At 59.6% G+C, this 25,428-nt stretch carries 21 protein-coding genes and 1 pseudogene; 15 read left to right on the top strand and 7 right to left on the bottom strand.

Annotated elements, in window-relative coordinates:
* Nucleotides 1-133 precede the first annotated feature (133 nt).
* The 6 genes from AADH44_RS09655 (at nt 134) to AADH44_RS09630 (ending at nt 8,408) form a co-directional block, all read left to right on the top strand.
* The gene (locus AADH44_RS09655) at nt 134-1,063 is read left to right on the top strand and encodes an ABC transporter permease (protein ID WP_341952591.1); all 930 of its coding nucleotides are present in this window, start codon (nt 134-136) and stop codon (nt 1,061-1,063) included.
* Nucleotides 1,053-2,012: an ABC transporter permease gene (locus tag AADH44_RS09650; protein ID WP_341952590.1), complete on the top strand. Its 960-nt coding sequence runs from the start codon at nt 1,053-1,055 to the stop codon at nt 2,010-2,012. The genes AADH44_RS09655 and AADH44_RS09650 overlap by 11 nt, the downstream gene beginning before the upstream one ends.
* Nucleotides 2,009-3,760 carry an ABC transporter ATP-binding protein gene (locus AADH44_RS09645; RefSeq protein WP_341952589.1) on the top strand — a complete coding sequence of 584 codons (1,752 nt, stop codon included), beginning with the start codon at nt 2,009-2,011 and terminating at the stop codon, nt 3,758-3,760. Before AADH44_RS09650 ends, AADH44_RS09645 begins: the two co-directional genes overlap by 4 nt.
* 102 nt (nt 3,761-3,862) lie before the next feature.
* On the top strand, nt 3,863-5,665 hold the full coding sequence (locus AADH44_RS09640; RefSeq protein ID WP_341952588.1) for an ABC transporter family substrate-binding protein: 1,803 nt from the start codon (nt 3,863-3,865) through the stop codon (nt 5,663-5,665).
* 204 nt (nt 5,666-5,869) lie between these two features.
* Complete coding sequence (typA, locus tag AADH44_RS09635) at nt 5,870-7,777, top strand: translational GTPase TypA (RefSeq protein ID WP_341952587.1); 1,908 nt, start codon at nt 5,870-5,872, stop codon at nt 7,775-7,777.
* Nucleotides 7,778-7,955: 178 nt separating this feature from the next.
* On the top strand, nt 7,956-8,408 hold the full coding sequence (locus AADH44_RS09630) for a hypothetical protein (RefSeq protein WP_341952586.1): 453 nt from the start codon (nt 7,956-7,958) through the stop codon (nt 8,406-8,408).
* Between the two features lie 57 nt (nt 8,409-8,465).
* On the opposite strand, the pseudogene AADH44_RS09625 reads toward AADH44_RS09630, so the two are convergent.
* From AADH44_RS09625 to AADH44_RS09615, 3 genes and pseudogenes are all read right to left on the bottom strand, one after another.
* Nucleotides 8,466-9,588: pseudogene (locus tag AADH44_RS09625) on the bottom strand (Dyp-type peroxidase).
* Between the two features lie 46 nt (nt 9,589-9,634).
* Nucleotides 9,635-10,609: an imelysin family protein gene (locus tag AADH44_RS09620; RefSeq protein ID WP_341952585.1), complete on the bottom strand. Its 975-nt coding sequence runs from the start codon at nt 10,607-10,609 to the stop codon at nt 9,635-9,637.
* Nucleotides 10,609-10,785 carry a hypothetical protein gene (locus AADH44_RS09615; RefSeq protein WP_341952584.1) on the bottom strand — a complete coding sequence of 59 codons (177 nt, stop codon included), beginning with the start codon at nt 10,783-10,785 and terminating at the stop codon, nt 10,609-10,611. The genes AADH44_RS09620 and AADH44_RS09615 overlap by 1 nt, the downstream gene beginning before the upstream one ends.
* Nucleotides 10,786-10,883: 98 nt before the next feature.
* Here AADH44_RS09615 and AADH44_RS09610 point away from each other — a divergent pair, with 98 nt between their 5' ends.
* The 4 genes from AADH44_RS09610 to AADH44_RS09595 all read left to right on the top strand — a co-directional run bounded on the left by AADH44_RS09610 (nt 10,884) and on the right by AADH44_RS09595 (nt 14,718).
* Nucleotides 10,884-11,885 (top strand): PIG-L family deacetylase, encoded by a 1,002-nt coding sequence (locus AADH44_RS09610; RefSeq protein WP_341952583.1) that lies wholly within the window; start codon nt 10,884-10,886, stop codon nt 11,883-11,885.
* Complete coding sequence (gene fdxA, locus AADH44_RS09605; protein WP_341952582.1) at nt 11,882-12,217, top strand: ferredoxin; 336 nt, start codon at nt 11,882-11,884, stop codon at nt 12,215-12,217. The genes AADH44_RS09610 and fdxA overlap by 4 nt, the downstream gene beginning before the upstream one ends.
* The gene (gene dapC, locus AADH44_RS09600; RefSeq protein WP_341952581.1) at nt 12,217-13,323 is read left to right on the top strand and encodes a succinyldiaminopimelate transaminase; all 1,107 of its coding nucleotides are present in this window, start codon (nt 12,217-12,219) and stop codon (nt 13,321-13,323) included. The genes fdxA and dapC overlap by 1 nt, the downstream gene beginning before the upstream one ends.
* A 126-nt stretch (nt 13,324-13,449) precedes the next feature.
* Nucleotides 13,450-14,718 (top strand): citrate synthase, encoded by a 1,269-nt coding sequence (locus AADH44_RS09595; protein ID WP_341954980.1) that lies wholly within the window; start codon nt 13,450-13,452, stop codon nt 14,716-14,718.
* Nucleotides 14,719-14,752: 34 nt separating this feature from the next.
* Here the strand turns inward: AADH44_RS09595 and dapD are convergent, their stop codons facing one another.
* The gene (gene dapD / locus AADH44_RS09590) at nt 14,753-15,694 is read right to left on the bottom strand and encodes a 2,3,4,5-tetrahydropyridine-2,6-dicarboxylate N-succinyltransferase (protein ID WP_341952580.1); all 942 of its coding nucleotides are present in this window, start codon (nt 15,692-15,694) and stop codon (nt 14,753-14,755) included.
* Between the two features lie 26 nt (nt 15,695-15,720).
* Here dapD and dapE point away from each other — a divergent pair, with 26 nt between their 5' ends.
* The 3 genes from dapE to AADH44_RS09575 all read left to right on the top strand — a co-directional run bounded on the left by dapE (nt 15,721) and on the right by AADH44_RS09575 (nt 18,297).
* Nucleotides 15,721-16,818: a succinyl-diaminopimelate desuccinylase gene (gene dapE / locus AADH44_RS09585; protein WP_341952579.1), complete on the top strand. Its 1,098-nt coding sequence runs from the start codon at nt 15,721-15,723 to the stop codon at nt 16,816-16,818.
* Nucleotides 16,800-18,029: a hypothetical protein gene (locus AADH44_RS09580; RefSeq protein WP_341952578.1), complete on the top strand. Its 1,230-nt coding sequence runs from the start codon at nt 16,800-16,802 to the stop codon at nt 18,027-18,029. Before dapE ends, AADH44_RS09580 begins: the two co-directional genes overlap by 19 nt.
* Nucleotides 18,030-18,123: 94 nt before the next feature.
* A complete protein-coding gene (locus tag AADH44_RS09575) occupies nt 18,124-18,297 on the top strand; it encodes a DUF3117 domain-containing protein (protein ID WP_341952577.1) in 174 nt (57 codons plus the stop codon).
* A 149-nt stretch (nt 18,298-18,446) separates the two neighbouring features.
* Here the strand turns inward: AADH44_RS09575 and uvrA are convergent, their stop codons facing one another.
* On the bottom strand, nt 18,447-20,912 hold the full coding sequence (gene uvrA / locus AADH44_RS09570; RefSeq protein WP_341952576.1) for an excinuclease ABC subunit UvrA: 2,466 nt from the start codon (nt 20,910-20,912) through the stop codon (nt 18,447-18,449).
* A 34-nt stretch (nt 20,913-20,946) separates the two neighbouring features.
* Entirely contained in the window at nt 20,947-21,579 is a 633-nt protein-coding gene (locus AADH44_RS09565; RefSeq protein ID WP_341952575.1) for a class I SAM-dependent methyltransferase, read from the bottom strand.
* A gap of 62 nt (nt 21,580-21,641) precedes the next feature.
* Between AADH44_RS09565 and AADH44_RS09560 the strand changes: the two genes are divergently transcribed.
* Nucleotides 21,642-22,028 (top strand): sec-independent translocase, encoded by a 387-nt coding sequence (locus AADH44_RS09560; RefSeq protein ID WP_341952574.1) that lies wholly within the window; start codon nt 21,642-21,644, stop codon nt 22,026-22,028.
* A gap of 236 nt (nt 22,029-22,264) precedes the next feature.
* Nucleotides 22,265-23,662: a nidogen-like domain-containing protein gene (locus AADH44_RS09555; RefSeq protein ID WP_341952573.1), complete on the top strand. Its 1,398-nt coding sequence runs from the start codon at nt 22,265-22,267 to the stop codon at nt 23,660-23,662.
* Nucleotides 23,663-23,809: 147 nt separating this feature from the next.
* Here the strand turns inward: AADH44_RS09555 and AADH44_RS09550 are convergent, their stop codons facing one another.
* Complete coding sequence (locus AADH44_RS09550) at nt 23,810-25,372, bottom strand: succinic semialdehyde dehydrogenase (protein ID WP_341952572.1); 1,563 nt, start codon at nt 25,370-25,372, stop codon at nt 23,810-23,812.
* Nucleotides 25,373-25,428: the final 56 nt, after the last annotated feature.

The following is a 25,428-nucleotide window of genomic DNA, read 5'->3' as shown; positions in this document are numbered from 1 at the left end:
TCCTAGTTTTACCCAGTTTCCACTCTCAATGTGTAATGCCCGGGGTTCGTTTCAGCCCCGGGCATTACACTGAGTACCTTCATTCAGCGATTGTGACTCCTATGCTTATCCGTTCCAATGAGGGAACCATCTGATGCTGTGGTACGCAGGCAAGCGTTTCCTCCAGATGATCCCGGTGTTTTTCGGCGCCACCTTCTTGATTTACTTCATGGTCTTCGCAGTTCCCGGCGACCCAATCGCCGCACTGTACGGAGACCACCCACCAGCTCCTGGCGTAATCGAAGCCATCCGGGCTGAGTACAACCTCGACAAGCCATTCATCGTTCAGTACCTGCTCTACATCGGTGGACTGTTCCAGGGAGACCTCGGAACAACGTTCTCCGGCAGATCGGTCACCGATGTAATGGCTCAGGCCTTCCCCATCACAGCTCGCCTCGCGCTGCTGGCACTCGCCATTGAAGCCTTCTTCGGCATCATCGTCGGCCTCGTTGCTGGTCTTCGCAAGGGCAAGCTGTTCGATGCCTCTGCCCTCGTCATCAGCCTGTTGCTGATCTCGGTGCCGACCTTCGTCGTGGGTTTCGTACTGCAATACATCTTCGGCATCCAACTCGGTTGGGCAAGAACGACGGTGAGTGGCGACGCTCCCTGGGGCGAACTGATTCTGCCTGCAATCGTGCTGGCTTCGGTTTCCTTTGCCTACATCGTGCGGTTGACCCGTGCGAGCGTTGCCGACAACCTCGGTGCTGACTTTGTTCGCACAGCAACTGCAAAGGGACTATCTCGACGTCGAGTGGTCACCGTGCACGTGCTGCGCAACTCGCTCGTTCCGGTTGTTACCTATCTGGGCGTCGATATCGGCTCGCTCATGGTCGGCGCAATCGTCACCGAGGGAATCTTCAACATCAACGGCGTCGGTGGAACCGTCTACCGAGCAATCACATTGGGAGAGGGCCCCACGGTCGTCTCGTTCGTTGCGGTGATGGTTATCATCTTCGTGCTCGCCAACCTGCTCGTCGATTTGCTCTACGCCTCGCTCGACCCAAGGATTCGTTATGCCAAGTAACAACAGTGGCCGTCAACGGCCCGGCCAAGACCACTACATCGCCTCGCTCGCCGAGACCCCGGTCGCCGAAATCGACCAAGTCGATGAGACCGGTAAAGCGCGCAGCACTTGGGCAGACGCCTGGGAGTCAATGCGTCGTCGCCCGATGTTCTGGATTTCTTCTGTCCTCATCCTGATCATCGTGTTAGTAGCGGCATTCCCTGCGCTCTTTGCGACCTATAGCCCGACCGAGTGTTATCTGAAGTTCAGCAACGGAGACCCGCAAGCGGGGCATCCGCTCGGCTTCACGAGGCAAGGTTGTGACGTCTATTCCCGGATTATTTTTGGGACTCAGGCATCAGTCACGATCGGTCTTCTTACTACGATCATGGTGACCCTGTTTGGCGGAATCATCGGAGCCCTTGCTGGCTTCTATGGTGGGCTCCTCGACTCATTCGTATCGCGCATCGGTGACGTATTCTTCGCTATCCCCACCGTTCTCGGTGCAATCGTTGTTATCTCGGTTATCCCCGTTCGGGACGCGCTGAGCGTGTCATTCGTTCTCGCGCTCTTTGCGTGGCCCCAGATCGCGAGAATCATGCGTGGTTCGGTGCTTTCGGCCCGAAACTCCGATTATGTGATGGCATCTGCCGCGCTCGGAGTTTCACGCTTCAAGACGCTCGTGCGTCACGTCATCCCTAACGCCATCGCACCGGTGATCGTTATTGCCACGGTGTCGCTCGGTATCTTCATCGTCGCTGAGGCAACGCTTGGGTTCCTTGGAATCGGCCTTCCGTCGACCATCATGTCGTGGGGTAACGACATCAACCAGGCACGAGTTTCCGTTCGCACGCACCCGCAAACGCTGCTGCTGCCATCGGCCGCACTGTCGATTACGGTGCTTGCATTCTTGATGTTCGGCGACGTAGTTCGCGATGCCCTTGACCCGGAAGCGAGAGCCCGCCGATGACCAATCCAGAAACAGTTCCCGTGACATCATCGTCATCGAGCGAAGAGGCCCCTCTGCTGAGAATTCGCGGACTCGAAGTTGGTTTTGAAACCCAGCGCGGAGTAGTGCAGGCAGTGCGGGGTATCGATCTCACGCTGTACCAAGGACAATCGCTTGCCATCGTCGGCGAATCTGGTTCGGGAAAGTCCACCACTGCTCAAGCAGTGATCGGCCTGCTTCCCGGCACAGGAAAGGTGCTTGGCGGCTCAATCGAGTTTGAGGGCAACGACCTGACTCAGTTCTCGGATGCTCAGTTCTCTGAGGTTCGTGGAAGCCAGATAGGTTATGTGCCGCAAGACCCGATGTCGAACTTGAACCCGGTGTGGAGCATCGGGTTCCAGGTTGAAGAAGCCATCAAGGCCAACGGCATTGCTCAGGGTAAAGAAGCGCGCCAGCGCACCATCGAGGTGCTGAAAGAGGCGGGACTCAGCGATGCTGCCGACCGGCTCAAGCAGTTCCCGCACCAGTTCTCTGGTGGAATGCGTCAACGTGTTCTCATCGGTATCGGTCTTTCGGCTCGCCCGAAGCTGCTGATTGCCGACGAACCCACCTCGGCGCTCGACGTGACTGTACAGCGACAGATATTGGATCACTTGCAGACGCTTACGCGTGACTACGGCACCTCGGTGCTGTTCATCACGCACGACCTCGGCCTTGCTGCCGAGCGTGCGGAGCAACTCGTCGTCATGTACAAGGGCAAAGTTGTTGAGTCGGGTCCGTCCCGCGAGATCCTGGAGAATCCGCAGCACCCGTACACGCAGCGTCTGGTTGCTGCGGCTCCGAGCCTTGCCTCGCGTCGTATCCAGTCGATCAAGTCTCAGAAGAGTTCCGATAATGATCTGCGCATCTTTGGGCAGGGTTCTCTCGATGATGCACTCATCGCGCGTGCTGCGAGTCGCGAATCTGCCGCGACCACGGACCTGATCAAGGTAAACAACATCACCAAGGTTTATGAGATCCGCAAGCAGGGGTTCCGCAAAGACAAGTTGTTGGCCGTTAACGACATCTCGTTCGGCGTCAAGAAGGGCACAACAACAGCCCTGGTTGGCGAGTCGGGCTCGGGCAAGTCGACGGTTGCCAAATTGATTCTGCAACTGGAGTCGCTCACAAGCGGAAGCATCGAGTTCGACGGCGTTGACCTCGCAGGGATCAAGGGGCAAGAGCTCCTGAACTTCCGTCGTCGAGTTCAGCCGGTGTTCCAAGATCCATACGGTTCGCTTGACCCGCAATACAGCGTGGGAAACACGATCGCCGAGCCGCTGCTCGCGCATCGCGTAGGTACCACCAAGGAACGCTTCACTCGTGTGAGCGAATTGCTCGATCAGGTGTCATTGCCGCAGGCAACCCGTCACCGTTATCCCGGTGAGCTTTCGGGCGGCCAGCGCCAGCGGGTAGCAATCGCGCGTGCGCTAGCCCTCAAGCCAGATGTACTCGTGCTTGATGAAGCCGTGTCTGCACTCGACGTTCTGGTGCAGGGGCAAGTGCTGAACCTCCTCACAGAGCTGCAGGCGGAGCTTGACCTCACGTACCTGTTCATCACTCACGACCTCGCCGTTGTGCGACTAGTGGCAGACAATGTGTGCGTTATGCAGGGTGGCCGCATTGTTGAAGCGGCAACGACAGATGAGGTGTTCGAGAACTCGAGCAACCCGTACACCCAGGAACTACTCGAAGCGATTCCGGGCGCCAACATTAAACTGGGTGCCTAGTTCATTAGCGGAGAAGGGCTGTTCCCCGTGGAGCGGCCCTTCTCGCTTAGAATCGTCACCAGCGTGCCACCGTGAATTGCGTGATCGTATGCAGGAGGTTCAGTGACCGCCACGAAAATCATGGCGACCATTGCGGTTGCCGCCAGTGCAGCACTAGTGCTCACCGGATGCGTTCCCCAGCAATCCACAACGATTGCCGGCTCAGAGTTGACCGTAGCGGTCACTCAGCCGTACACCTCCGGAAATCCCGTCACCTCGTACGGGGCTAGCGAGACCAACGCGAGCATTGCGTATGCAACAGGCACCGGCTTCACCTACTTCAACGACGACTCCGAATTGGTTCGTGACGAGTCCTTCGGGCACTACGAGAAAGTGTCGGATGACCCGCTCGCCGTGACCTATACGGTGTCAGACGGTGTGCGCTGGTCAGACGGAACCGCGGTGGATGCCGTCGACTTGCTCTTGGAGTGGGCCGCAACATCCGGAGCGCTCAACACTCCAGACGCTGACCCGGCGAACACGATTAACCCCGAGACCGGTGCGCCCCTCGACCGTGCTGACGCCCGAGTCTTGTTTGATGCAGGAGCCCCTGCCAACAGCGGGATCGAGCTGGTCACTGAACTTCCGCAGATCAGTGACGATCGCATGTCGCTCACCCTCGTTTTTGACGAGCCGTTCGCTGACTGGGAGACCGCGTTCTTTGGCGCTGACTCTGCGGCGAAGCCTGCGCATGTGGTGGGGATCATGTCGTTCGCCAGCGACGACGCACTCACCGCGAAGGAGCGCGTTTTTTCGGCCATCACGGGTGGTGACGAAAGCGATCTCGCCGAGATTGCGCGCACGTGGAACACCGTCTTCAACTTTCAGGGCATGCCCGCAAACGAGAGCCTCGTGGTCTCGAATGGGCCATACGTTGTCTCGCGTTTTGTTGCGAACCAGTACGTAACGTTGCGCGCCAACGAGAATTACAGCGGCGACCGTCAGCCGACGTTTCAAGAGATCACAATTCGCTTCATGAGCGACCCGCTTGCTCAGGCCCAAGCACTCCTTGTCGGTGCGGTGCAGATCGTACTTCCTACAATGCGAACTGACGTTCGGGATGCCCTCGAAACGATGGATGCCACAGTCATCGACGGCACGACCGACAGTTTCGAACACCTTGACTTGCAGTTCGCGGAATCGAAAAACGGTACATTCGACGACCCCCTCGTGCGTGAAGCCTTCCTCAAGACTGTGCCGCGCCGGGAGCTTGCCTCTGCCGCACTTGCCGACATCCAGCCACGCGCCACTCTTCGCGATTCGTTCCTCTTCGCCCCCAACGACCCCGGCTACCGCAGCGTGCGATCAGACAACGGCTCAAGTGAGTTTGCTGAAGTGAACATCGAAGGTGCGAAGGAACTATTGGCAGAAGCGGGCGTGAGCAAGCCGGCCGTCTGTGTGCTGTTCGCGGCCGAGGACCCGATGCGTGTGACCGAGTTTGAACTGATTAAAGAATCTGCGGCGTCCGCAGGTTTTGTTGTGAGCGATTGCTCCACCGAAGATTGGCGCGCGGCGCTCGGGACGCCCGGTGTGTACGATGCCGCGCTGTTCAGCTGGCAAGTGGCGCGACCAGGAGTCGGAATTGCTCCCGGCGTGTTCAGCACCGATGGTTATGCGAACCTCAACTACTTCTCAGACTCCCGCGTTGACTCGCTCCTGAGCGACGCCAATTCGGTCACTACGGATGCAGACACGCAAGCCAAGTTGCTTGCAGATGCAGACGCCGCCCTCTGGCAAAACCGCTACGGAGTGCCACTTTTCCAGCATCCGGCAACCGCCGCGTTTGATCAGGATCGGGTCTCCACGGTGTCGCTATCTTCACTGAGCCGTGGCATCTGGTGGAACGTATGGGAGTGGAAACCGTAGCCATTCGGGTGTGCCCGGAGCGAAGTCGGCGATAAATCTTGTCAAACAGGGTAAACTGGTGGAGCAGGATACTCTGAATGATCTTCTGCGCCCTCCCATGATCTTTACCCGGTGGCATTAGGCCGCCGATCTGCTGCCGAAATTTTCTGCGCAGCGTCTGCGGTGAGAGACCGCACAGCCTCCAATGAATTAAGGAATATTGCTATGGCTATGGCCACTCGCAGCGACTTGCGCAACGTAGCAATCGTTGCCCACGTTGACCACGGAAAGACCACCCTCGTTGACGCGATGCTTCGCCAGACGAACTCGTTCGAGGCGCATGCGCACCTAGAAGAGCGTGCAATGGACTCGAACGAGCTTGAGCGCGAAAAGGGCATCACGATTCTCGCGAAGAACACCGCGATCTCGTACAAGGGCAAGTACGCCACAGACGGACCGATCACCATCAACGTGATCGACACCCCTGGCCACGCCGACTTTGGTGGCGAGGTTGAGCGTGGACTCAGCATGGTCGACGGAGTAGTTCTTCTCGTTGACGCGAGTGAGGGCCCGCTTCCGCAGACTCGGTTCGTGCTTCGGAAGGCGCTTGAGGCTAAGCTTCCCGTCATCCTGTTGGTCAACAAGACGGACCGCCCAGATGCGCGCATCGACGAGGTTGTTGGCGAGAGCCAAGACCTGCTGTTGGGTCTCGCAAGCGATATGGCCGATGACGTTCCCGATCTTGACCTCGACGCCATCCTTGACGTTCCGGTTGTTTACGCGTCGGGTCGTGCTGGCGCTGCAAGCTGGAACAAGCCGGAAAACGGCACGATGCCAGACAACGAAGACCTCGAGCCGCTGTTCGATGCGATCCTCAAGCACGTTCCTGCGCCGTCATACGATGACGAACACCCCCTTCAGGCGTGGGTCACTAACCTCGACTCCTCGCCGTTCCTCGGTCGCCTCGCGTTGCTTCGCGTCTTCAACGGAACCATCAAGAAGGGTCAGACTGTTGCCTGGGTCAAGCACGATGGAAGCGTCGCCAATGTGCGCGTAACCGAGTTGATGATCACGAAAGCGCTCGATCGTTACCCTGCCGAGAGTGCGGGCCCCGGCGACATCGTCGCTGTTGCCGGATTCGAAGACATCTTCATCGGTGAAACCCTGTGTGACCCCGATGACGTTCGCCCGCTGCCGACCATCACCGTCGACGAGCCCGCAATCTCTATGACCATCGGCACCAACACCTCGCCGGTCATCGGCAAGGTTAAGGGTCACAAGCTCACAGCTCGAATGGTCAAGGACCGTCTCGACCGCGAACTCGTCGGAAACGTTTCGCTCAAGCTCGTTGACATCGGACGCCCCGACGCGTGGGAGGTTCAGGGCCGTGGAGAGCTCGCGCTCGCCATCCTCGTCGAGCAGATGCGTCGTGAAGGATTCGAACTGACTGTTGGCAAGCCGCAGGTAGTTATCAAAAAGATCGACGGCAAGGTTCACGAGCCCTTCGAGCACCTCACGATCGATGCGCCCGAAGAGTACCTCGGCGCTATCACGCAGCTTCTTGCTGCTCGCAAGGGCCGCATGGAGGGCATGAGCAACCACGGAACCGGCTGGGTTCGCATGGAGTTCATTGTTCCCTCGCGCGGTCTCATTGGTTTCCGCACCGAGTTCCTGACCATCACGCGTGGTTCCGGTATCGCTAACGCGGTATCCCACGGCTACGAGCAGTGGGCTGGCGAGATCCTCACCCGCGTGAATGGTTCGATCGTTGCCGACCGTGCCGGTGTTGCTACTCCATTCGCGATGGTTGCTCTGCAAGAGCGCATGTCGTTCTTCGTTGAGCCCACTCAAGAGGTTTACGAAGGCATGGTTGTTGGCGAGAACTCGCGCGCCGACGACATGGACGTCAACATCACCAAAGAGAAGCAGCTCACCAACATGCGCCAGTCGACGTCTGACTCGTTCGAACGCATGACGCCGTCGCGCAAGCTGACTTTGGAAGAGTGCCTCGAATTCGCTCGCGAAGACGAGTGTGTAGAAGTTACGCCCGAGTTCGTGAGAATCCGCAAGGTTGAACTCGACGCTAACGCGCGCGCACGTCAAACCTCGCGCCTCAAGAAGCAAAACGCATAGCCTCACCTCGCGCAACTGAGCGAGGAGTCGTTCGGGTTGCGGGAGTACGATGCAGCTACGGTCATTACGATCGTGGCTGCATTGTTCGTTAACGCGCAGCGCACCCCGGAGCGCGCTAACGAAGACGGCATCAATTGCCGCGCAACGGCCCCGGATAGAGATCATCAGGAGAGTAGTCATGATCAGCCCGAAACGACGCATCAGTGCATCCATCGCTATCGTTCTTGCTGTGGGCATCACTCCAGCACTCTCTGGCTGCTTCGGCAATCCCATTGAGAGCCTGGTTGAACAGGCGACCGGTGGGCAGGTCGATTTAGGTGGCAAGGAAATCCCTGAGGGCTTCCCGAGCGAGGTTCCTCTCGTGGCTGGCGATGTTCAGTTTGGTATCGCTGCCGGTGAGGGCGACAGCCGAGGCTATAACGTCACGATTTTGGCTGGCGCTGAGTCTCCGCTCAAGGGCATTGAGACTGAGTTGTCGGATGCTGGTTTTGAAATCCAGCTGCAGGGGAGCGGCTCAGATGGTGTGGGCACCATTATCTTCACGAGTGACGCGTGGGCCGGCGGTGTCATCGTCGCGAAGACGGACGACGGCTACACAGCGAACTACACGGTTGCGGCCTCAGGCAACTAGCGAACAGCAGACTGGAGTCCATTTCTGGTGGGAAGGTGCTCGACGACAGCGACCGAACTAGGCCAGATCGAACATCCCCGCACCGACAAAGCTTGATGTTGTTGCGCCCGGCGGCACCGCAAAGATTGCCGAGCCCACGTAACGGACATATTCGTTCATGAGGTCATTGCGCGAAAGCCCGAGCTGGATCGGCACAAACTGGGTGCCGGGGTCACGCTGAAAACTGATGAAGAACAACCCAGCGTTGAGCCGGCCGAGATCGTCGTTGCCGTCAGTAAAGTTGTAGCCGCGGCGCAAGATCTGCACACCGCCGTGAGTGTCAGGATGCGCCAACTTCATGTGCTCGTTCTCATCGATAAGCGGTGCATCCCCTCGACCAGTCGTTGTGAAGTTGGGATCGGTGAACTCGCTGCCGCTGCTCAGTGGCGCATCTTCACCCCCGCGGTGTCGTCAGCCCGCAGGTTAGCTGTGCCGTCTTTGAAGCCGAACAGATTGCGGGGAGTTTTTTTGGGCTCTTGTTGTTGATGAGGTGCGACCGAAGCCCAGTTGAGACCAGCGCAGGGTGGCCCGACCAAAAGCTATGCGGGAAAGGTTGCGGATGGCATGAACAGCCACCTGGGGGTCGTCACTACACGCTTGGATGCACAGGTCACCGCCGACAAGTTCGGGCTGAAGGGCGCCACTGGGAAACTTGGGTAGGTCGATGAGGGCGGGTGGTCGCTTGCTGGCAAGGCCGAATCTGTCGTCAAAGAGACTGGGGCCGAAACCGAACGTAATTGTGAGGCCACCCGGGAGGGGGGAGGGGCAGTGCTTCGCCGGTGTCATCTGGGGGTGCATCGTAGGGGCCGTTTGCGGGGCCGTAGGCTCTGGCACCCTCACCCGTGGTCATTCGGGCTGCCGCATAGCCCCAGTCTTTCGATAGCTCGATGAGCTGATCCCGCGAGATGTCGTTAACATCGAAGGCGGCAAAGTGCAGGCGATCCTGTGCGGGAGTGACAATTCCCGACTGATGTTCGCCGAAGAACGGGTACGTCGAAGCCACGGCTTTGCCAGTGGACGCCGCGCCGTCCGCACCGAAGGCAAAGGCGCCGCCGGCACCGAAGCCGGCACCCACAACGCCCGCACCCGCTAGCTCCAGAAGGCCGCGCCGGGAGAGGCCGCTGGTGTCATCGGTAGACATAGCTACTCTTTCGGTGTGTCTGTGTCGGTGGGTAAACGTCAGTGGCCTATAGCACCAGTACCGCGGTAAGGCGGGACAGGGGCTCGGCGAGAGCATTTACTTGGTCGGAGAATGCGCGAATCTCTGAGGTTGAGAGCTCGGTGTAGAGGCGGAAGCCGTCGCCCACCTTCTGCGCGTCGAGCAGGGCCTGTACTTGCTCGAACTCGGGGTCGAGTGTTGCTGCAAGCTCCGCATCTTTCTCCAGCAGGATGCCGCGAACACCCTGATACAGAACGTGGGCGCCGTCGATGTTGGCTTGGAAATCGCCGAGGTCGGTGTGCCACCAGAATTCTTCTTCACCAGGGACCTTGCCACTGGCAACCTCGTCGAGCAGTCCGATCGCCCCGTTGGTCTGCTGGTCGAGCGTAAATTGGAGGTCTTGCACGTTGCTGTATAGCGTTGTGGTGTAGGCGACGAGTTGTGTCGCTAGTGCTTCGCGCTTGGACTGGTCGTAGGCGTCAAAGCTGGCTTCGGCATCCGCGAACTTTTCACTGCCAGCAACCAGGTTCTCGATCTGATCTTTGACGTAGCTCGTGTAGTTGGCGTTCGCTACGTCAACTTGGGTGCCAATATCTCCGCTGAACGAGCGGTCGGTGCCGGATTCTGTCACCGTGAATGGCGATTTTCCGACGCCATCACCGATCATGCCGGGCTTGCACACGGTGAAATAGTCGCCGGGCTGCACAAGGACCACGAGGTCACGGCTTATACCGGGCCCAATGTTCTCGGCCTCGCCGACAATACGCAAGCCATCAGCTGCGAGCAGATAGAACTCGGTAACCTGATCGCCGGAGTTGGTGACCCGAAAAACAAGGTTTCCGCTGGGTGCTTCGCTGGTACTCACGACACAGTCGGTTGCGCTGCTATCAACGGAAATGGTGTTGTCTGTTGACGCGGCATCGTTGGGCACGCACCCGGTGAGTGTGTGCGTAGCGATCGTTGCCGCTGCGGCGAGACCGAAGCGGGTGGGGCGGGTGATCATCAGGCTCCTTGAGCGCTGAGAGATGCTGCGGGCGCAGTGGGCTTGTCTGCGCGCCCGTTGCCGCGGACGGTGCGAATGAAAATGGTCATGACAATCCCGACATCGGTGAGCCACACGCCTGCCTCGAACCAGGTGGTTGCGGGGGAGAAGTTGAGCGCTGGACTCTCTCGTATCATCGAAAATTATGCAGGTTGGTAAGCCTAACCTAAGCAACCGTATTCCTCCTACGTGTGCTTATTCTGTGTACTGGAGAATGAGTGGTGGAGGTACGGCCATGAAAGATCGGGCACAGCGGGTGTTGGTGATCACAGCACGCCCCGACGATGAGGCACCGGTTTTCGGTGCGACCATCGCCACCCTGGTGCAGCGCGGAACCGAACTCATTGTGCTGACCTGCAGTAATTCGTCGGCCACAGAGGACGTCGACGCCAGTGCGCGAGTGATCTTGGGTATCACCGCGCACCACGTCTTGCGTAATGATGACGGGCACCAGTTCAGTTCCGTCACTGCACGCGACTTGGCAGCTGATCTTGCCGCAGCAATTACCTCGATTAAGCCGGATGTCGTTGTGAGCTACGCGTCGTCTGCCAGCGGCAGCAACCGAGAGTCGGAAGCGCGACTCGTGCACGAGGCAACGGCGCATGCTACTGAGCTTGCGGGTGTTCCGTTCTACACGGCATCATCTGTTCCTGTTGATCGGGGCGTTGCGGTCTCCACGTCCACGGCCATTGCCTTTAAGCGTCGTGCCATGGAGATTTACGACGACGAGGTTCCTGTGGGCGAGAGCGTTTCGACGCCGCCCGAGTATTTGTGCCGTTTTCGCCGCCGCGCAGTGGTGATCGGGGAGCGTAGTCGCTTTGAGCGCGTAGTGCTCGCGCTTGCTTCGATGGCGGTTGGCGCGCTCGTTGGTCTCGTTCTCACGGCGGTACATCAGTCGGCAATCACACTCTTTGGTGCGCGTGTGCCGTGGGGCATCATCGCCGCTGTTGCGTTGACAACAGCTCTCATTCTTGGGTTGCGGCTCATCTATGACACTCGCATCGCACCAGGATTCGCGTCCCTTGGCGTGTTGTTGATGTCTGCCGTCTTAGCGACTGCAATGCCCGGTGGCACTATTCTGATCCCGGGAAATGTGTCGGGCTACGTCTGGACCTTTGCCCCGGTGCTGATCGTGCTGCTGGTCGTCGGCTGGCCACGGGTGAACCGTCAGGCGTCGACGCCAAGCCGCGATAACATTGAGTTGAACTCTCCCGTGAAAGGTGCGGATAACTCTTGACGTACATCATCGCCCAGCCGTGTGTCGACCTTAAAGATCGCGCGTGCATCGACGAATGCCCTGTCGATTGCATCTACGAGGGTGATCGCATGCTCTACATCCACCCGGATGAGTGCGTTGATTGCGGGGCCTGTGAACCAGTGTGTCCGGTTGAGGCCATCTATTACGAAGATGATACGCCCGATAAGTGGGCGGATTACTACAAGGTCAATGTCGAGTTCTTCGACCTCCTCGAGGTCAGTTCGCCGGGTGGGGCCGCGAAGGTTGGCGTGATTCACCTGGATCACCCGCTTGTCGCTGCGCTTCCTGAGGGCGGCGGATCCTCAGACTGATGGCGCGCACGCCGTTGGCCCTGCCCGATTTCCCTTGGGACGCTCTCGTTCCCTACGGCACGATTGCGCGCACGCATCCCGACGGTTTCGTCGATCTTTCGGTCGGATCGCCCGTAGATCCAACCCCGCAGATCATCCGTGAGTCACTTGCGTCAGCAACGGATGCTCACGCTTACCCCACCACCACCGGCACCGTGCAGTTGCGCGAAGCGATTGTGGAATGGTTTGAACGTCGCCGCGGTGTGGCCGGGCTGACTGTCGATCACGTGCTGCCCACGATCGGCTCGAAGGAGCTCGTGGCACTGCTGCCGCTATTGCTCGGACTGGGCAAGGACGATGTGGTTGTGCATCCGTCGGTCGCCTACCCCACCTATGCGATCGGTGCGGCGCTAGTCGGTGCCGCATCGTTCGCCTCAGACGACCCCGCTGAGTGGCCGGAAAACACGGCGCTCGTCTGGCTCAATAGCCCCGGTAACCCCGATGGTCGCGTTTCTGATGTCGAACAGCTGCGGACAGCGGTTGCTCGAGCCCGTGAACTCGGAGCGGTGATCGCCTCGGATGAGTGCTACGCCGAGTTGAACTGGAGCGGACCAGACCCCACACCGTCGATTCTGGACCCCGAGGTGATCGGAGACGATCGTTCGTCAGTGCTCGCGGTGTATTCGCTCAGCAAGCAGTCGAATCTCGCCGGCTACCGCGCCGCATTCATTGCCGGATCCTCGCAGCTCATCGCGGAACTGCTTGCCGTTCGCAAGCATGCCGGTCTCATTGCGCCAGCCCCCGTGCAAGAAGCCATGGTTACGGCGCTGCGCGATGAAGCCCACGTTGCCCATCAGCGTGAACTCTACCGGGTGAGGAGAGCGAAACTGCTCCCCGCCTTGGAGCGCGCTGGATTCCACATCGACGACAGCATTGCTGGTCTCTACTTGTGGGCAACCAAGAACGAAGACTCGTGGCAGACGGTGGGGGATCTTGCGCAGTCCGGCATCCTTGTTGTTCCTGGTTCGTTCTATGGCGAAGAACCTGCCCGTCACGTTCGTATTGCTCTCACGGCAAGTGATGACACCATTGCGGAGGCTGTAGCGCGGCTCGAATTGCTGGCTTAAGTGCACCAGCCCGCTAGGGCTTTGTCTGTGTCCTCTAAAGGCTGTCCTACTTGGTTGGTCGGTGTGACAGTGGCCATTCAAGCCTTGTAGGCTGTAATGGTGAATGATGCCCGTCAAGACCCAGAGATGGCCACCCTCCACTTTCCGGGCGGCGCTGCCGAGTTCCCGATAGTTCGGGGAGTCGATGGTCACAACAGCATCGACATTTCTACATTCATGAAGCAGACCGGGTACACGGCGTTTGATCAAGGTTTCGTGAACACAGCCTCCACCCGCAGCGAGATCACCTACATCGATGGTGATCGTGGCATTCTGCGGTACCGCGGATACGCAATCGAAGATGTCGCAGCTAACTCCACATATCTCGAAGTCGCATGGTTGCTCATCTATGGTGAGCTGCCGACTACCTCGCAGCTCGAAGAATTCGACGAGAAGATTCGTCGTCACACCCTGCTGCACGAAGACCTTCGTCGTTTCTTTGATGCGCTGCCGCACAGTGCGCACCCGATGTCTGTGCTGTCCAGCGCAGTGTCGGCGCTGTCGACTTATTATGAAGACTCGCACGACGTGCGCGACCCCGAGCAGGTCGAGCTTTCGACCATCCGACTGCTCGCTAAGTTGCCGGTGATTGCGGCCTACGCCCACAAAAAATCGCTGGGCCAAGCGCTCCTCTATCCCGACAACTCGCTGAGCTTTGTCGACAACTTCTTGAAGCTCAACTTTGGCAACATGGCCGAGGACTACGAGGTCAATCCTGTGCTGAGCAAGGCGCTGGATCGCCTGCTCATTCTGCATGAAGACCACGAGCAGAATGCATCCACCTCAACCGTGCGTCTCGTCGGCTCGACCGAAGCAAACATCTTCGCCTCGATTTCCGCGGGTATCAACGCGCTCTATGGCCCGCTTCACGGTGGGGCTAACGAGGCTGTTCTCAAGATGCTTAGCGAGATTCAGCGGTCGGGCGAGGGTGTGCAAAAGTTTGTCGAACGAGTCAAGCGCAAAGAAGAGGGCATTCGCCTGATGGGCTTCGGCCACCGCGTGTACAAGAGTTTCGACCCGCGTGCCCGTCTCGTGAAAGAGAGTGCGGATGAGGTGCTTGCTGACCTGGGTGTCAGCGACCCGCTGCTTGACATTGCTCGTGAACTCGAAGAAGCTGCCCTCGCGGATGACTACTTCATCTCGCGCAAGCTCTACCCCAACGTCGACTTCTACACAGGAGTCATCTACAAGGCGATGGGTTTCCCCCCGCGCATGTTCACTGTGCTGTTCGCGATTGGCCGTCTTCCCGGCTGGATCGCCAACTGGCGCGAGATGAACGAAGACCCGAACACCAAAATCGGTCGCCCGCAGCAGCTATACACGGGACCCGAAACGCGCGCTTGGCCTCAGCGCTAATAGGACTCTGCGACAGCGTGACGCTTAGCCGTTGTTAGGCGTGCAGCACCGTGTTGAGTTCAACGCCCGTGCCGCTTCGGGGCAGCACTTCGACCGCACCGGTGAGCGAGTTGCGGCGGAACAACAACCCGTTTACGCCACTGAGTTCGACAGCCTTGACCGTGCGAGGCGTTGCCGAACCGTCAATGATGGTGACCTTGGTGCCGGCCGTCACATAGAGGCCAGCTTCGACCACCGAGTCGTCGCCGATCGCGATGCCGATGCCCGAGTTGGCGCCGAGGAGGGCGCGAGCGCCGATCGACACACGTTCTGTGCCGCCACCGCTGAGAGTGCCCATGATGGATGCTCCGCCACCGATATCGGCACCGTCACCCACAACAACACCCTGCGAGATGCGGCCCTCGACCATCGAACTGCCGAGCGTACCCGCATTGAAGTTGACGAAGCCTTCGTGCATCACAGTGGTGCCGGGCGAGAGGTAGGCGCCGAGCCGCACCCGCGAGGCGTCGGCGATGCGTACGCGCTTCGGGACAACATAGTCGAGCATCCGGGGGAACTTGTCGATGCCGGTAACGGCGATTGCTGCGCGCTGTAGCGAGACGCGCAGGTCGGCGTAGTCCTCGGGGTGCACGGCGCCGGCGTTGGTCCAGACCACGATCGGCAAGGTGCCGAAAAGGCCGTCGAGGTTGATGCTGTTGGGCTCGACGAGCAGATGACTGAGCAGGTGCAAACGCAGGTAGGCGTCGGCCGTGTTGTGCGGTGCGGCATCCAAATCAATCTCGATGGTGACAAATTCGATGGCGACTCGACGACGGTCGTCCGTGCCTAAATGCTGCTCGAGATCGGCGGGGGCGTAGTGCGGGTCGGTGCCCTCGGGAATGGATCCTAGGTGTGGGGCAGGGAACCACACATCCAGTGTTGTTCCGTCGGCAGCGATTGTTGCGAGCCCGTATCCCCATGCAGTGCGCGAAGTCATACCTCCAGATTACTTACACTGGGTGCATGCCCGTGACCGATCGCCCAATCCCCGTGCTCGATTTGGGTGCCTCGAGCCCCGACCTTACTCGCCAGTTGTGCGATATCGAGTCGGTGTCGGGTGACGAGCGGCGCATCGCCGACGCCATTGAATCGGCTCTGAACGCCGTCAATCATCTTGAGGTGATTCGGGATGCGGATGCCGTCGTTGCCCGCACAAACGGTGGCAAGGCTCAGCGTGTGGTGATCGCCGGTCACATTGACACGGTTCCGATTAACGCGAATCTTCCCACCACGACGCAGGAGATTGACGGCGAAGAGCACTTGGTCGGCCGCGGCACCGTTGACATGAAGGGCGGCGTTGCTGTTGCGCTCAAATTGGCTGCTGAACTCAGTGACCCGTCAATCGATGTCACGTGGGTTTTCTATGACCATGAAGAGGTAGAAGCTGAGCTGAACGGCCTTGGTCGTCTCGCTCGCAATCGCCCCGATCTGATGGCTGGCGATTTCGCTATCTTGGGAGAGCCGTCTAACGCTTCCGTCGAGGGCGGCTGCAATGGAACGGCCCGCATAGAAATCCACTTAACCGGCCTGCGGGCGCACTCCGCGAGGTCCTGGGTTGGCGTGAATGCGATTCACGCTGCGGCTCCCGTGCTCGCGATTCTTGCCGCCTACGAGCCCGAGCAGCGCGAGGTCGACGGCCTTGTGTATCGCGAGGGACTCAACGCTGTCGGAATCTCGGGGGGAGTGGCAGGCAACGTGATCCCTGACCGCGCAACGGTCACCGTGAACTTCCGTTTCGCCCCTGATCGCAGCGCGGAGCAAGCCATTGATCACCTGCGAGAAGTCTTCGCCGGTTTCGACTTCGACATCACCGACCTTGCCGGCGGAGCGCGGCCCGGACTGGATGCCCCCCTTGCGCAAAACTTTGTGAATGCTGTTGGTGGCACCCCGGCCCCCAAGTATGGCTGGACTGATGTCGCCCGCTTTTCCGAGCTCGGAATCCCCGCAGTGAACTATGGACCCGGCAATCCTTTGCGCGCGCACGCCGACGATGAACGCGTCGCGACGAGCGAGATTGTGGCCTGCGAGCAAGGGCTGAGGGCGTGGCTGACCGCTCGTTAGGCTCGGTGGTGCGCCGCGCAACGACGGTGATGCTTGCTCCCGAGCGATGGTGGGTTGCCGTCATCGCAATTTTCGCGGCCTCCCGGGTGGTGACGACATCGCTTGTGCTGGCTTATGCGTCGCTCCAAAAGGCAAATAGCTGGACCGGACCACAGCCCGACTATTTCTCGTTCGCGAAAATCTGGGACGGTCACTGGTACTACATCATCGCGCTCACAGGATATCCGACCGAGTTGCCGCTGGATGAGACCGGTCATGTTGCGGAGAACGCGTGGGCGTTCATGCCGGCGTATCCCGCTGTTGTGCGCTTTGTCATGACCGTGACGACGCTCGACTTCGCCGTCGCAGCCGTTATCATTTCGGTGGGTTTCGCGCTCGGTGCTGCGCTGGTGTTCTACAGGCTAATGAATCGTGTGTTTCCCTCTCGCACGGCTTTGTTCGCGGTAGCTATTTTCTGTTTCGCCCCGTTGTCGCCCATACTGCAGGTGGCATATGCCGAATCAATGTCGCTGTTCTTGCTCATTCTCGCGCTCTACTGGCTGCTGAAACGTCACTATTGGATGCTCCTGCCGGTTGTTGCGGTGATGTCGCTGACCAGACCGAGTGGACTGGCATTCGCGCTCGCCCTGGGGCTGCACGTCGTGTATCGCTGGTGGGTTCGCGACCGTGACGGTTTTCCTCCCCGCGAGGCCATCGCGGCAATCTCAGCAACCGTATTTAGCGTAGTGATGGGGTTCGCGTGGTTGCTGATTGCGGCGGCAGTTACCGGCTCGCTGACCGCGTATACGGACACTGAGTTGGCGTGGCGAGCGCCCTATATTGGCCGTGTTGAGCTTGTGCCGTTTACGGCGTGGTTTCAGGCGGCTGGATTCTGGCAACTCTGGTGGAACATCCCGCAGTGGGTGTTATCGGCTGCGTTGGTTGTCGGTGTGTTGGGCTTCTTGGGGTTCTTGCTCACTAGGCCCGCGCGGCGGTTGGGGGTCGACCTGCGCTTCTGGTTGCTGAGCTATGCGCTCTACATCTTGGCCGTGTTCTTTCCGCAGTCGAGCACTTTCCGCCTCCTGATGCCGATGTTCCCTGTCGCGGGAGTTCTCGCGCAGCCGAAGTCGCCTATCTATCGAATTCTGCTTCTCCTTGCCTGCATTGCGGGGCAGTGGGGGTGGATCCACATCGCGTGGTGGGTCGATAACTACGACTGGTCTCCGCCGTAAGCTGACGAGTTCTCCAGAATTGATTCCCCACAGTTTCAATATCGGCGTGTTATGCGGGATAATAGAAGTCAGTACCAATGAAAGGGGACTAGCTATGGCAGCCATGAAACCGAGGACCGGTGACGGGCCAATGGAGGCTGTCAAAGAGGGTCGACTGATTATTGTCCGAGTGCCTCTTGAAGGTGGCGGTCGTCTTGTTGTATCCGTAAACGACGACGAAGCTAAAGAACTGCACGACGCACTTGCGGGTGTTGTAGCTCCCGTTTAGAGGGGCTCCATCCACCATCAGTGAACTCGCGGATTCTTCCGCAAGTTTTACGCTGCACCTAGTTTCACCGAAAGCGCCACCCGGATTCCGGTTGGCGCTTTCGCTTTGCCCACACAATTGGCTGCACGAAAGAGTCTCGGGGACGGGAACTAGTTCGCGGTGTTCTTGGCGATCCAGGCCGCGAGGTGCTCTGCTGTAGCGCCCGAGCCCTTCGAGATGTTTTCTGGGGTGCCGACGGCGACGACTTGACCGCCTGCGTCTCCTCCACCTGGCCCCAAGTCGATGACCCAGTCACACGCGGTGATCGCTGCCTGATCGTGTTCCACCAGAATGACGGTATTGCCCGCATCGACAAGTCGCTGCAACTGCTCGAGCAATAGCTGGATGTCGGCGGGGTGGAGGCCCGCCGTTGGTTCGTCGAGCAGGTAGAGGGCGTGACCGCGTTGGGCGCGTTGCAGTTCGGTTGCCAGCTTGATTCGTTGCGCTTCGCCTCCGCTAAGTTCAGTCGCGGGCTGGCCGAGTCGCAGATATCCGAGCCCGACATCGCGAAGCGTGGTGAGGCTCCGCGCGGCGGACGGTACATCAGCGAAGAACTCTGCTGCCGTGTCGACGGTCATCGTCAATACTTCAGCAATTGACCGACCGTGGTACTTCACTTCGAGGGTCTCGTCGTTGTAGCGTGCGCCGTGACACGTGTGGCAAGGGGCGTAGGTGCCGGGCAGGAACAAAAGTTCGATGGACACGAATCCTTCACCCTGACACGTCTCACAGCGGCCGCCAGCAACGTTGAACGAGAAGCGGCTGGCGGTGTACCCTCGGGCTTTGGACTCGTCGGTCGCGGCGAACAGCTTGCGCACAACATCGAACATGCCCGTGTAGGTGGCGAGGTTGGATCGTGGGGTTCGTCCGATCGGGCGCTGGTCAACGAGAACCAACCGATCAAATGATTCGACTCCCGAAACTTCGGCTACGTCTACCTTCGGTTCGGCTTCTTCCGAGTCATCCGGAGTTGTTCCCAGGTGCTGGCGTACTATCTGCGCGAGTACCTGGGTGACGAGGGTCGACTTGCCTGATCCTGAAACACCGGTGACCGCGGTCATGACTCCGACAGGGAAATCGACCGAGACATTGCGGAGGTTGTGGAGAGATGCGCCGGTTAGCTGCAGCCAAGAGTGTGGCGAACGGATGTCACGCGCGGGTTGCGCGTGGCGAGGGAAAAGGTACTGACCAGTAACTGATTCTTCGACAGCCTTGAGACCATCAACGGGGCCCGAGTACACAAGTTGGCCGCCACCTTCGCCTGCACCGGGGCCAATGTCGATCACCCAATCAGCTCGGCGGATAACGTCGAGATCGTGCTCGACGACAAAGAGTGAATTCCCTGATGCCTTCAGCCGGTCTAGAACATCCAACAACGGTTGCGCATCGGCGGGATGCAATCCTGCTGAGGGCTCGTCGAGAACGTAGATGACGCCAAAGAGGCCCGAGCGCAGCTGGGTTGCAATGCGCAACCGTTGCGATTCGCCGGGGGACAGTGTGGTGGAGTTACGGCCAAGGCTCAGATATCCAAGACCAAGGTCAAGAAGTACTTCGACGCGGGCAATCACATCGGTTCCGATGCGACGGGCAACCTCAGCGGATTCGGTGGGGGCAGTTGCATCGCCGGTGCTCGCAGTGTCGATTCCGCGCCTCAAGCGCGCCGCAAGATCCGCGAATGGCACCGCATTCATTTCGGCGATAGTGAGGTTGGCGAAAGTGACCGCACCGGCGCCGGGCTGGAGTCCGCTGCCGCGACAGTCAGGGCACTCCATGCTTTGCACGAACCGCAACGCGCGATCGCGCATCCGCTGGCTCTGTGATTGCGAGAGCACGTTCATGATGTGCTTGCGCGCACTCCAAAACTTGCCGTAATAGCCGTGATCTATTCGATCGCGCTCGGGCTTCACAAGAACGGAGGGTTGCTCTTCTGTGTAGAGCAGCCAGTCTCGATCGGCGCGCGCAAGCGTACGCCACGGTTTCTCAATGTCGATCCCGAGGCCCGTAACAATGCTTCGCAGGTTCGCGCCTTGCCAGGCACCGGGCCAGGCGGCGATGGCTCCCTCACGGATACTCAGTGAGGTGTCGGGTACGAGGAGGTCTTCGGTGACGTCGTGCACCACCCCGAGACCGTGGCATCGGGGGCACGCGCCCGCAACGGTATTGGGCGAGAACGCTTCAGCGGAGAGATGATCGACGCCAACAGGATACGTGCCAGCGCGGGAGTACAGCATGCGCAGCAGATTCGACAGCGTGGTGATCGTGCCAACCGTAGATCGTGAACTGGGTGCTCCCCGACGTTGCTGCAGGGCGACCGCAGGAGGCAACCCGCTTATCTCGCTGACATCCGGTGCGCCGACCTGGTTAAGAAGCCGACGCGCGTACGGAGCAACCGATTCGAAGTAGCGCCGCTGAGCTTCCGCATAGAGCGTTCCGAACGCGAGGGACGACTTTCCTGACCCGGAAACACCGGTAAAGACAACTAACCGGTCTCGAGGGATGTCAAGATCGATGTTCTGAAGATTGTGCTCGCGAGCACCGCGCACGTGTACCCAGCCATCGGAGTCGTTCAGAGTCATTGGCTCAACGTTACCGGCCAATTCTGGGAGGGAGCTAGTCGCTGAGTTTGGTGAGCTGAAGAAGCCCATCGCCGACGGGAATCAGTGAACTGATCACTGCCTCGGATTGAGAAATCTCGGTGAGCAGCGATCGGAAGTTCGAAACCGTTGCATCGCGTTGGGCGGGGTCAGCAACCCGGTCACGCCAGAGTGCGTGTGCAACAGCGACAACGCCACCGGGCCGAACCAGTCGAAGGCCGTGTTCGACGTATTCGATCACTGATTGGGGGTCGGCATCGATGAAGACCAGATCGTAGCTTGATTCGTTCATGCGGGGCAAAACTTCGGCAGCTTTTCCGCCGATCTGGCGAACCCGGTTCGCAGGAATATTCGCTTCAGCGAATACAGTGCGGGCGACCTGTTGGTGGTCGAGCTCAGAGTCGATAGTGGTGAGCAGCGCCGTTGGACTTCCTGCGAGCATCCAGAGTCCACTGATGCCAACGCCGGTACCGACTTCGATGATGCTTTTAGCGCCGGTCGCAGCAGCCAAGAGAGCCAGTTGCGCGCCGACCGCAGGAGAGATGGCTTCGATGCCGAGCTCAAGTGAATGCACGCGCGCTGCAGCAATCTCTGGGCGTTCGACAACGAACTCCTCGGCGTACTTCCAGCTCAGCTGCTTGTCTGACACATTGCTCCTATCGCTGCCTCAACTGTAGACGCAGCAGGCGATGCCGCCGGTAAGCTAAACGGGTGTCCTTCGGTCTCAGTTTCGACAAGCTCCTCATCATTGGGCTTATCGCTGTCTTTTTGCTTGGACCAGAACGGTTACCGTATTACGCTTCCCAGCTCGCTCGACTAGTTCGGTCGCTGCGGGATATGGCGAACGGTGCGAAAGATCGCATGCGTGAAGAGATGGGCCCCGATTTTGACGAAATCGACTGGAAGCAGCTCGACCCTCGCCAATATGATCCGCGCCGCATCATCCGCGACGCACTGATTGACGACGACGACACGCCTGCGGTAAAGGTGCGCCCGCCACGCTCAGCAGCGTACGCGGAACGTCAGGCTGCCCTGGCCGAGCGGCAGAGCGCTCTCGAATCTGGCGAGAAAGCCCCATTCGACAACGAAGCAACCTAGCGTTCCAGGGCCGAACTTTAGCGCCTGGCAGAGCTAGGAGAGCCCTCTGGCGTCTCCCGCCTGCGGGTCTTCTCGCCCCTAGGGAGAACGCGGATCGATCACTGCATGTGCACCGTTGCCCCCAATAGGGGTACCAATTGCGCACCACCTCAGTTTCGACGTCCTAGCTCTGCTATCGTCAAATTTTATCGGTCTCTTATTCGAAGATGACCTCTCCTTATGAAGATCGGTTTTTCATGAAATCATCTCGTGTGCGCTCAGCAGCGGCCGTCGCAGCCCTCGCTGCGGCCCTTACTTTCGGCCTTGGCGCCACAGCAGTCTCTGCGGCGGGTCCCGGCTATGGCGATGTCAGCGACGCCATGGTCTATGGCGCGAGTGCTCCGGTCGGAACAGTGCTTAGCGACTTGATCGGTCAAGACGACGACAGCACAACTGTCGCCGCGCCATTCGCAATCAACTTCTTCGGCACGCGCTATGAAGGCCTCTGCATCTCCACTAATGGCTCGGTTTATCCGGTGCTCACCCCCGCCGACGGCTGTTCGGACGACTACGACGTCGACGTAGAGAGCCTCGCGCTCAGTTCTGGAACCCCGGTAATTGCGGTGCTCGCAAACGACCTCGATCCGTCTGAGGATCTGTGGGTTCCCGGTGTGGGGGTCGCCTCTGTCGAGATCACGGGTGGCGTCGCGACGATCACCACGTCAACTCCACATCCCTTCATCGCTGGAGACACCTACAACTCGTGGTTCGCCTTTGATGACCCTTCGTTCGCCGAACAGGAAAGCGGCGTCGTGGTTTCTGTTCCGACCCCGACTTCTTTCACGTTTGCCACTGCGCTCCCCGACGAGCCGGTTCGCGCAGTCACCGGTGCAACCGTATCGATCGGCAACTATGATGACGTCCGCGACGATACGAATGCCGATGGCCTTGCAGACGATGGCTTCGGAGCCGTAAAGCAGATATATGAGGGCACGACAACGATCGATGGCAAACCAGCCGTTGTAATCACGTGGTACCGCGTTCCCACGAACGATACGTACAACAGCCCGCTGCTGTCGAACACTTTCCAGATCGTACTGATCCAGGAGCCGACGGCGAACGCTGCGGTAGTCGGCTATGACTTCACCATCCAGATCAACATCGGCACCGCGACGGAAAACGATGACGGATACTCCGCCGCGGATCCTACGTCTAGTTGCGATGCGGATCCTTCCGACCCCGGTTCAATCGATAACTGCCGTTGGGGCGTCGGATGGGCGAACTATGACACCGTCACCGCGACCGCTGATGCCTACGAGCTCTTCGCCGCTGCACCCATCAACACGCTTATCGACAGTGCGGGAACTACGGCCCTCGTAAACAACCGACTCAACAGCGCGGTTCTCGGTCGTTACACTTGGAAAATGGTCGGTGGCGTGACTGTGGGGTTCGCCATTCCGACGTTGAACGGGGCGGATGCGGGAACACTTCCGGCAGCAGGAGCGGGTGGGGCAGCCGCACCGGCTGGCCCGCAGTTGGCGGCGACCGGCACCGACTCTCTCGCGTCCATTGGGCTCGGCGCCGCACTGGTGGCAGCGGGTGGAATCGCTGTGATGCTCAGCAACCGCCGCCGCGGCACAGTGCCACGCGGCTAGTTCCTATCTCCTTTACGCCCTCACTGCCGGTACGGCAGCATTCAAGCGATCGCTGAGGGGCTCTCCCACCAGGAGGGCTCCTCAGTAGCTGTGGTCAACGACGTGCCCCAGCCGCCGTGAAAAGTTCTGAAGTGGCAACGAAGCAACCTAGCGGCGACGCATAACCTTCAGCACGCTGAGTAGCGTGACCATGAGCCCGGCCATCGCAGCAAACTCGGCACCGGTGCGAGGCAGTTGCAGGATGCCGTTCGACTGCGAAACCGTGCGCGACTGCGCGAATCGCAAGATGCCCTCCGGGCCGTTGCGACGGCCAAGTCCCGAGTGCTTCATGCCACCCATCGGCGCATCGACACTTGAGAAGCTGCCACGGTAGCCCTCGTTGATGTTTACGCTGCCGGCGTCCAAGCGATCGGCCAAGCGTCGAGCGTGGGCAACAGATCCGCTGAAGATGGATGCGTTCAAACCAAATTCGGTGTCGTTAGCTCGGGCGATCGCTTCGGTGTCGCTCGCGACTGTCGCAATGGCAACGACGGGGCCGAACGTTTCGTTGGCGTAGCACTGCATGTCTTCGGTGACATTGGTGAGCACGGTGGGTGCAAAGAAGTAGGGGCCGATGTCTGGCCGGGTTGTGCCGCCAGCGAGCACAGTGGCGCCCTTGGTGACCGCGTCGGTGACGTGTCCCTGAACGCGTTCGAGTTGGGCTGCCGAGGTGAGCGATCCGACATCCCCGGTGTTGTCGAGGGCGGCTGTCTGTGTGAGCGACTCGACACGCTTCACGAATTCGCGGGTGAACGCATCGGCGATTGACGTGTGCACATAGATGCGTTCGATGGAGACACACAATTGGCCCATCGAGGAGAAACAGGCGTAGATGGCATCCGCTGCTGCGGTGTCCGGGTCAGCATCGCCGAGCACGATGAGTGGGTTCTTGCCTCCAAGTTCAAGCGAAGCACCGATGAGCCGGCCGGCGGCACGTTCTCCAACGCGCGTGCCGGTGGGAGTTGAGCCTGTGAAGCAGACGTAGTCGCAACTGTCGACCACGGCATTGCCAACTTTGTTTCCGGGGCCGGCAACGATGGGCCAGACTTCGGCGGGGACTCCGGCGTCGAGGTAAGCCTCACGGGTTGCGAGCATCGACAGGGCGCCTTGATTGTCAATCTTCTGGATCACTGCGCTTCCGGCAGCGAGCGCGGGAACAATATCCATCGTGCCCAGGGCGATCGGGTAGTTCCACGGCGTGATTACCCCAATAAGCTGCTTGGGCGAGTAGCTGACACGGGTAGTCATGAGCAGGGGGATTCCGGCCCGACGTCGTCTCGTGGCCAGCACGCGCTGCGCGGAGAGGGCGTAATAGCGCGTGACGCTCGCCGCTTGAAAGATCTCTTCAAACGCTTGACCTCTGGTCTTGCCTGATTCGGTCTGTAGCAGGTCGAGTAGTTCTTCGCGGCGCTCCAACAGCAGGTCGTGGGCGCGCAAGAGCACGCGGCGGCGGTGCGCGAAGCCGGCGGTTTTCCAGGCTTGCTGGGCGTGACGGGCGGATGCTGCGGCATCCTGAACATCGCGGATCGAGCTCAGTGGCAGCTCATGCAGGGGTTGCCCGGTGAACGGGGCAATCACGGTAGCAGTATCGGAGGATGTGTAGCTCAGTTGGGCGACGAGGGCATCGCGACGTCGGGCTCCAACGAGTGCGGCAATGGTGTGGGGCGACATGGGTCAACACTACGACCGGGCACCACAATTTCGGCTGTGGGTAGCGATAGGCTCAC

The organism is Salinibacterium sp. TMP30 (genome assembly GCF_038397785.1).
Lineage (GTDB): Bacteria > Actinomycetota > Actinomycetes > Actinomycetales > Microbacteriaceae > Rhodoglobus.
This window is presented reverse-complemented; position numbering and strand designations above follow the sequence as displayed.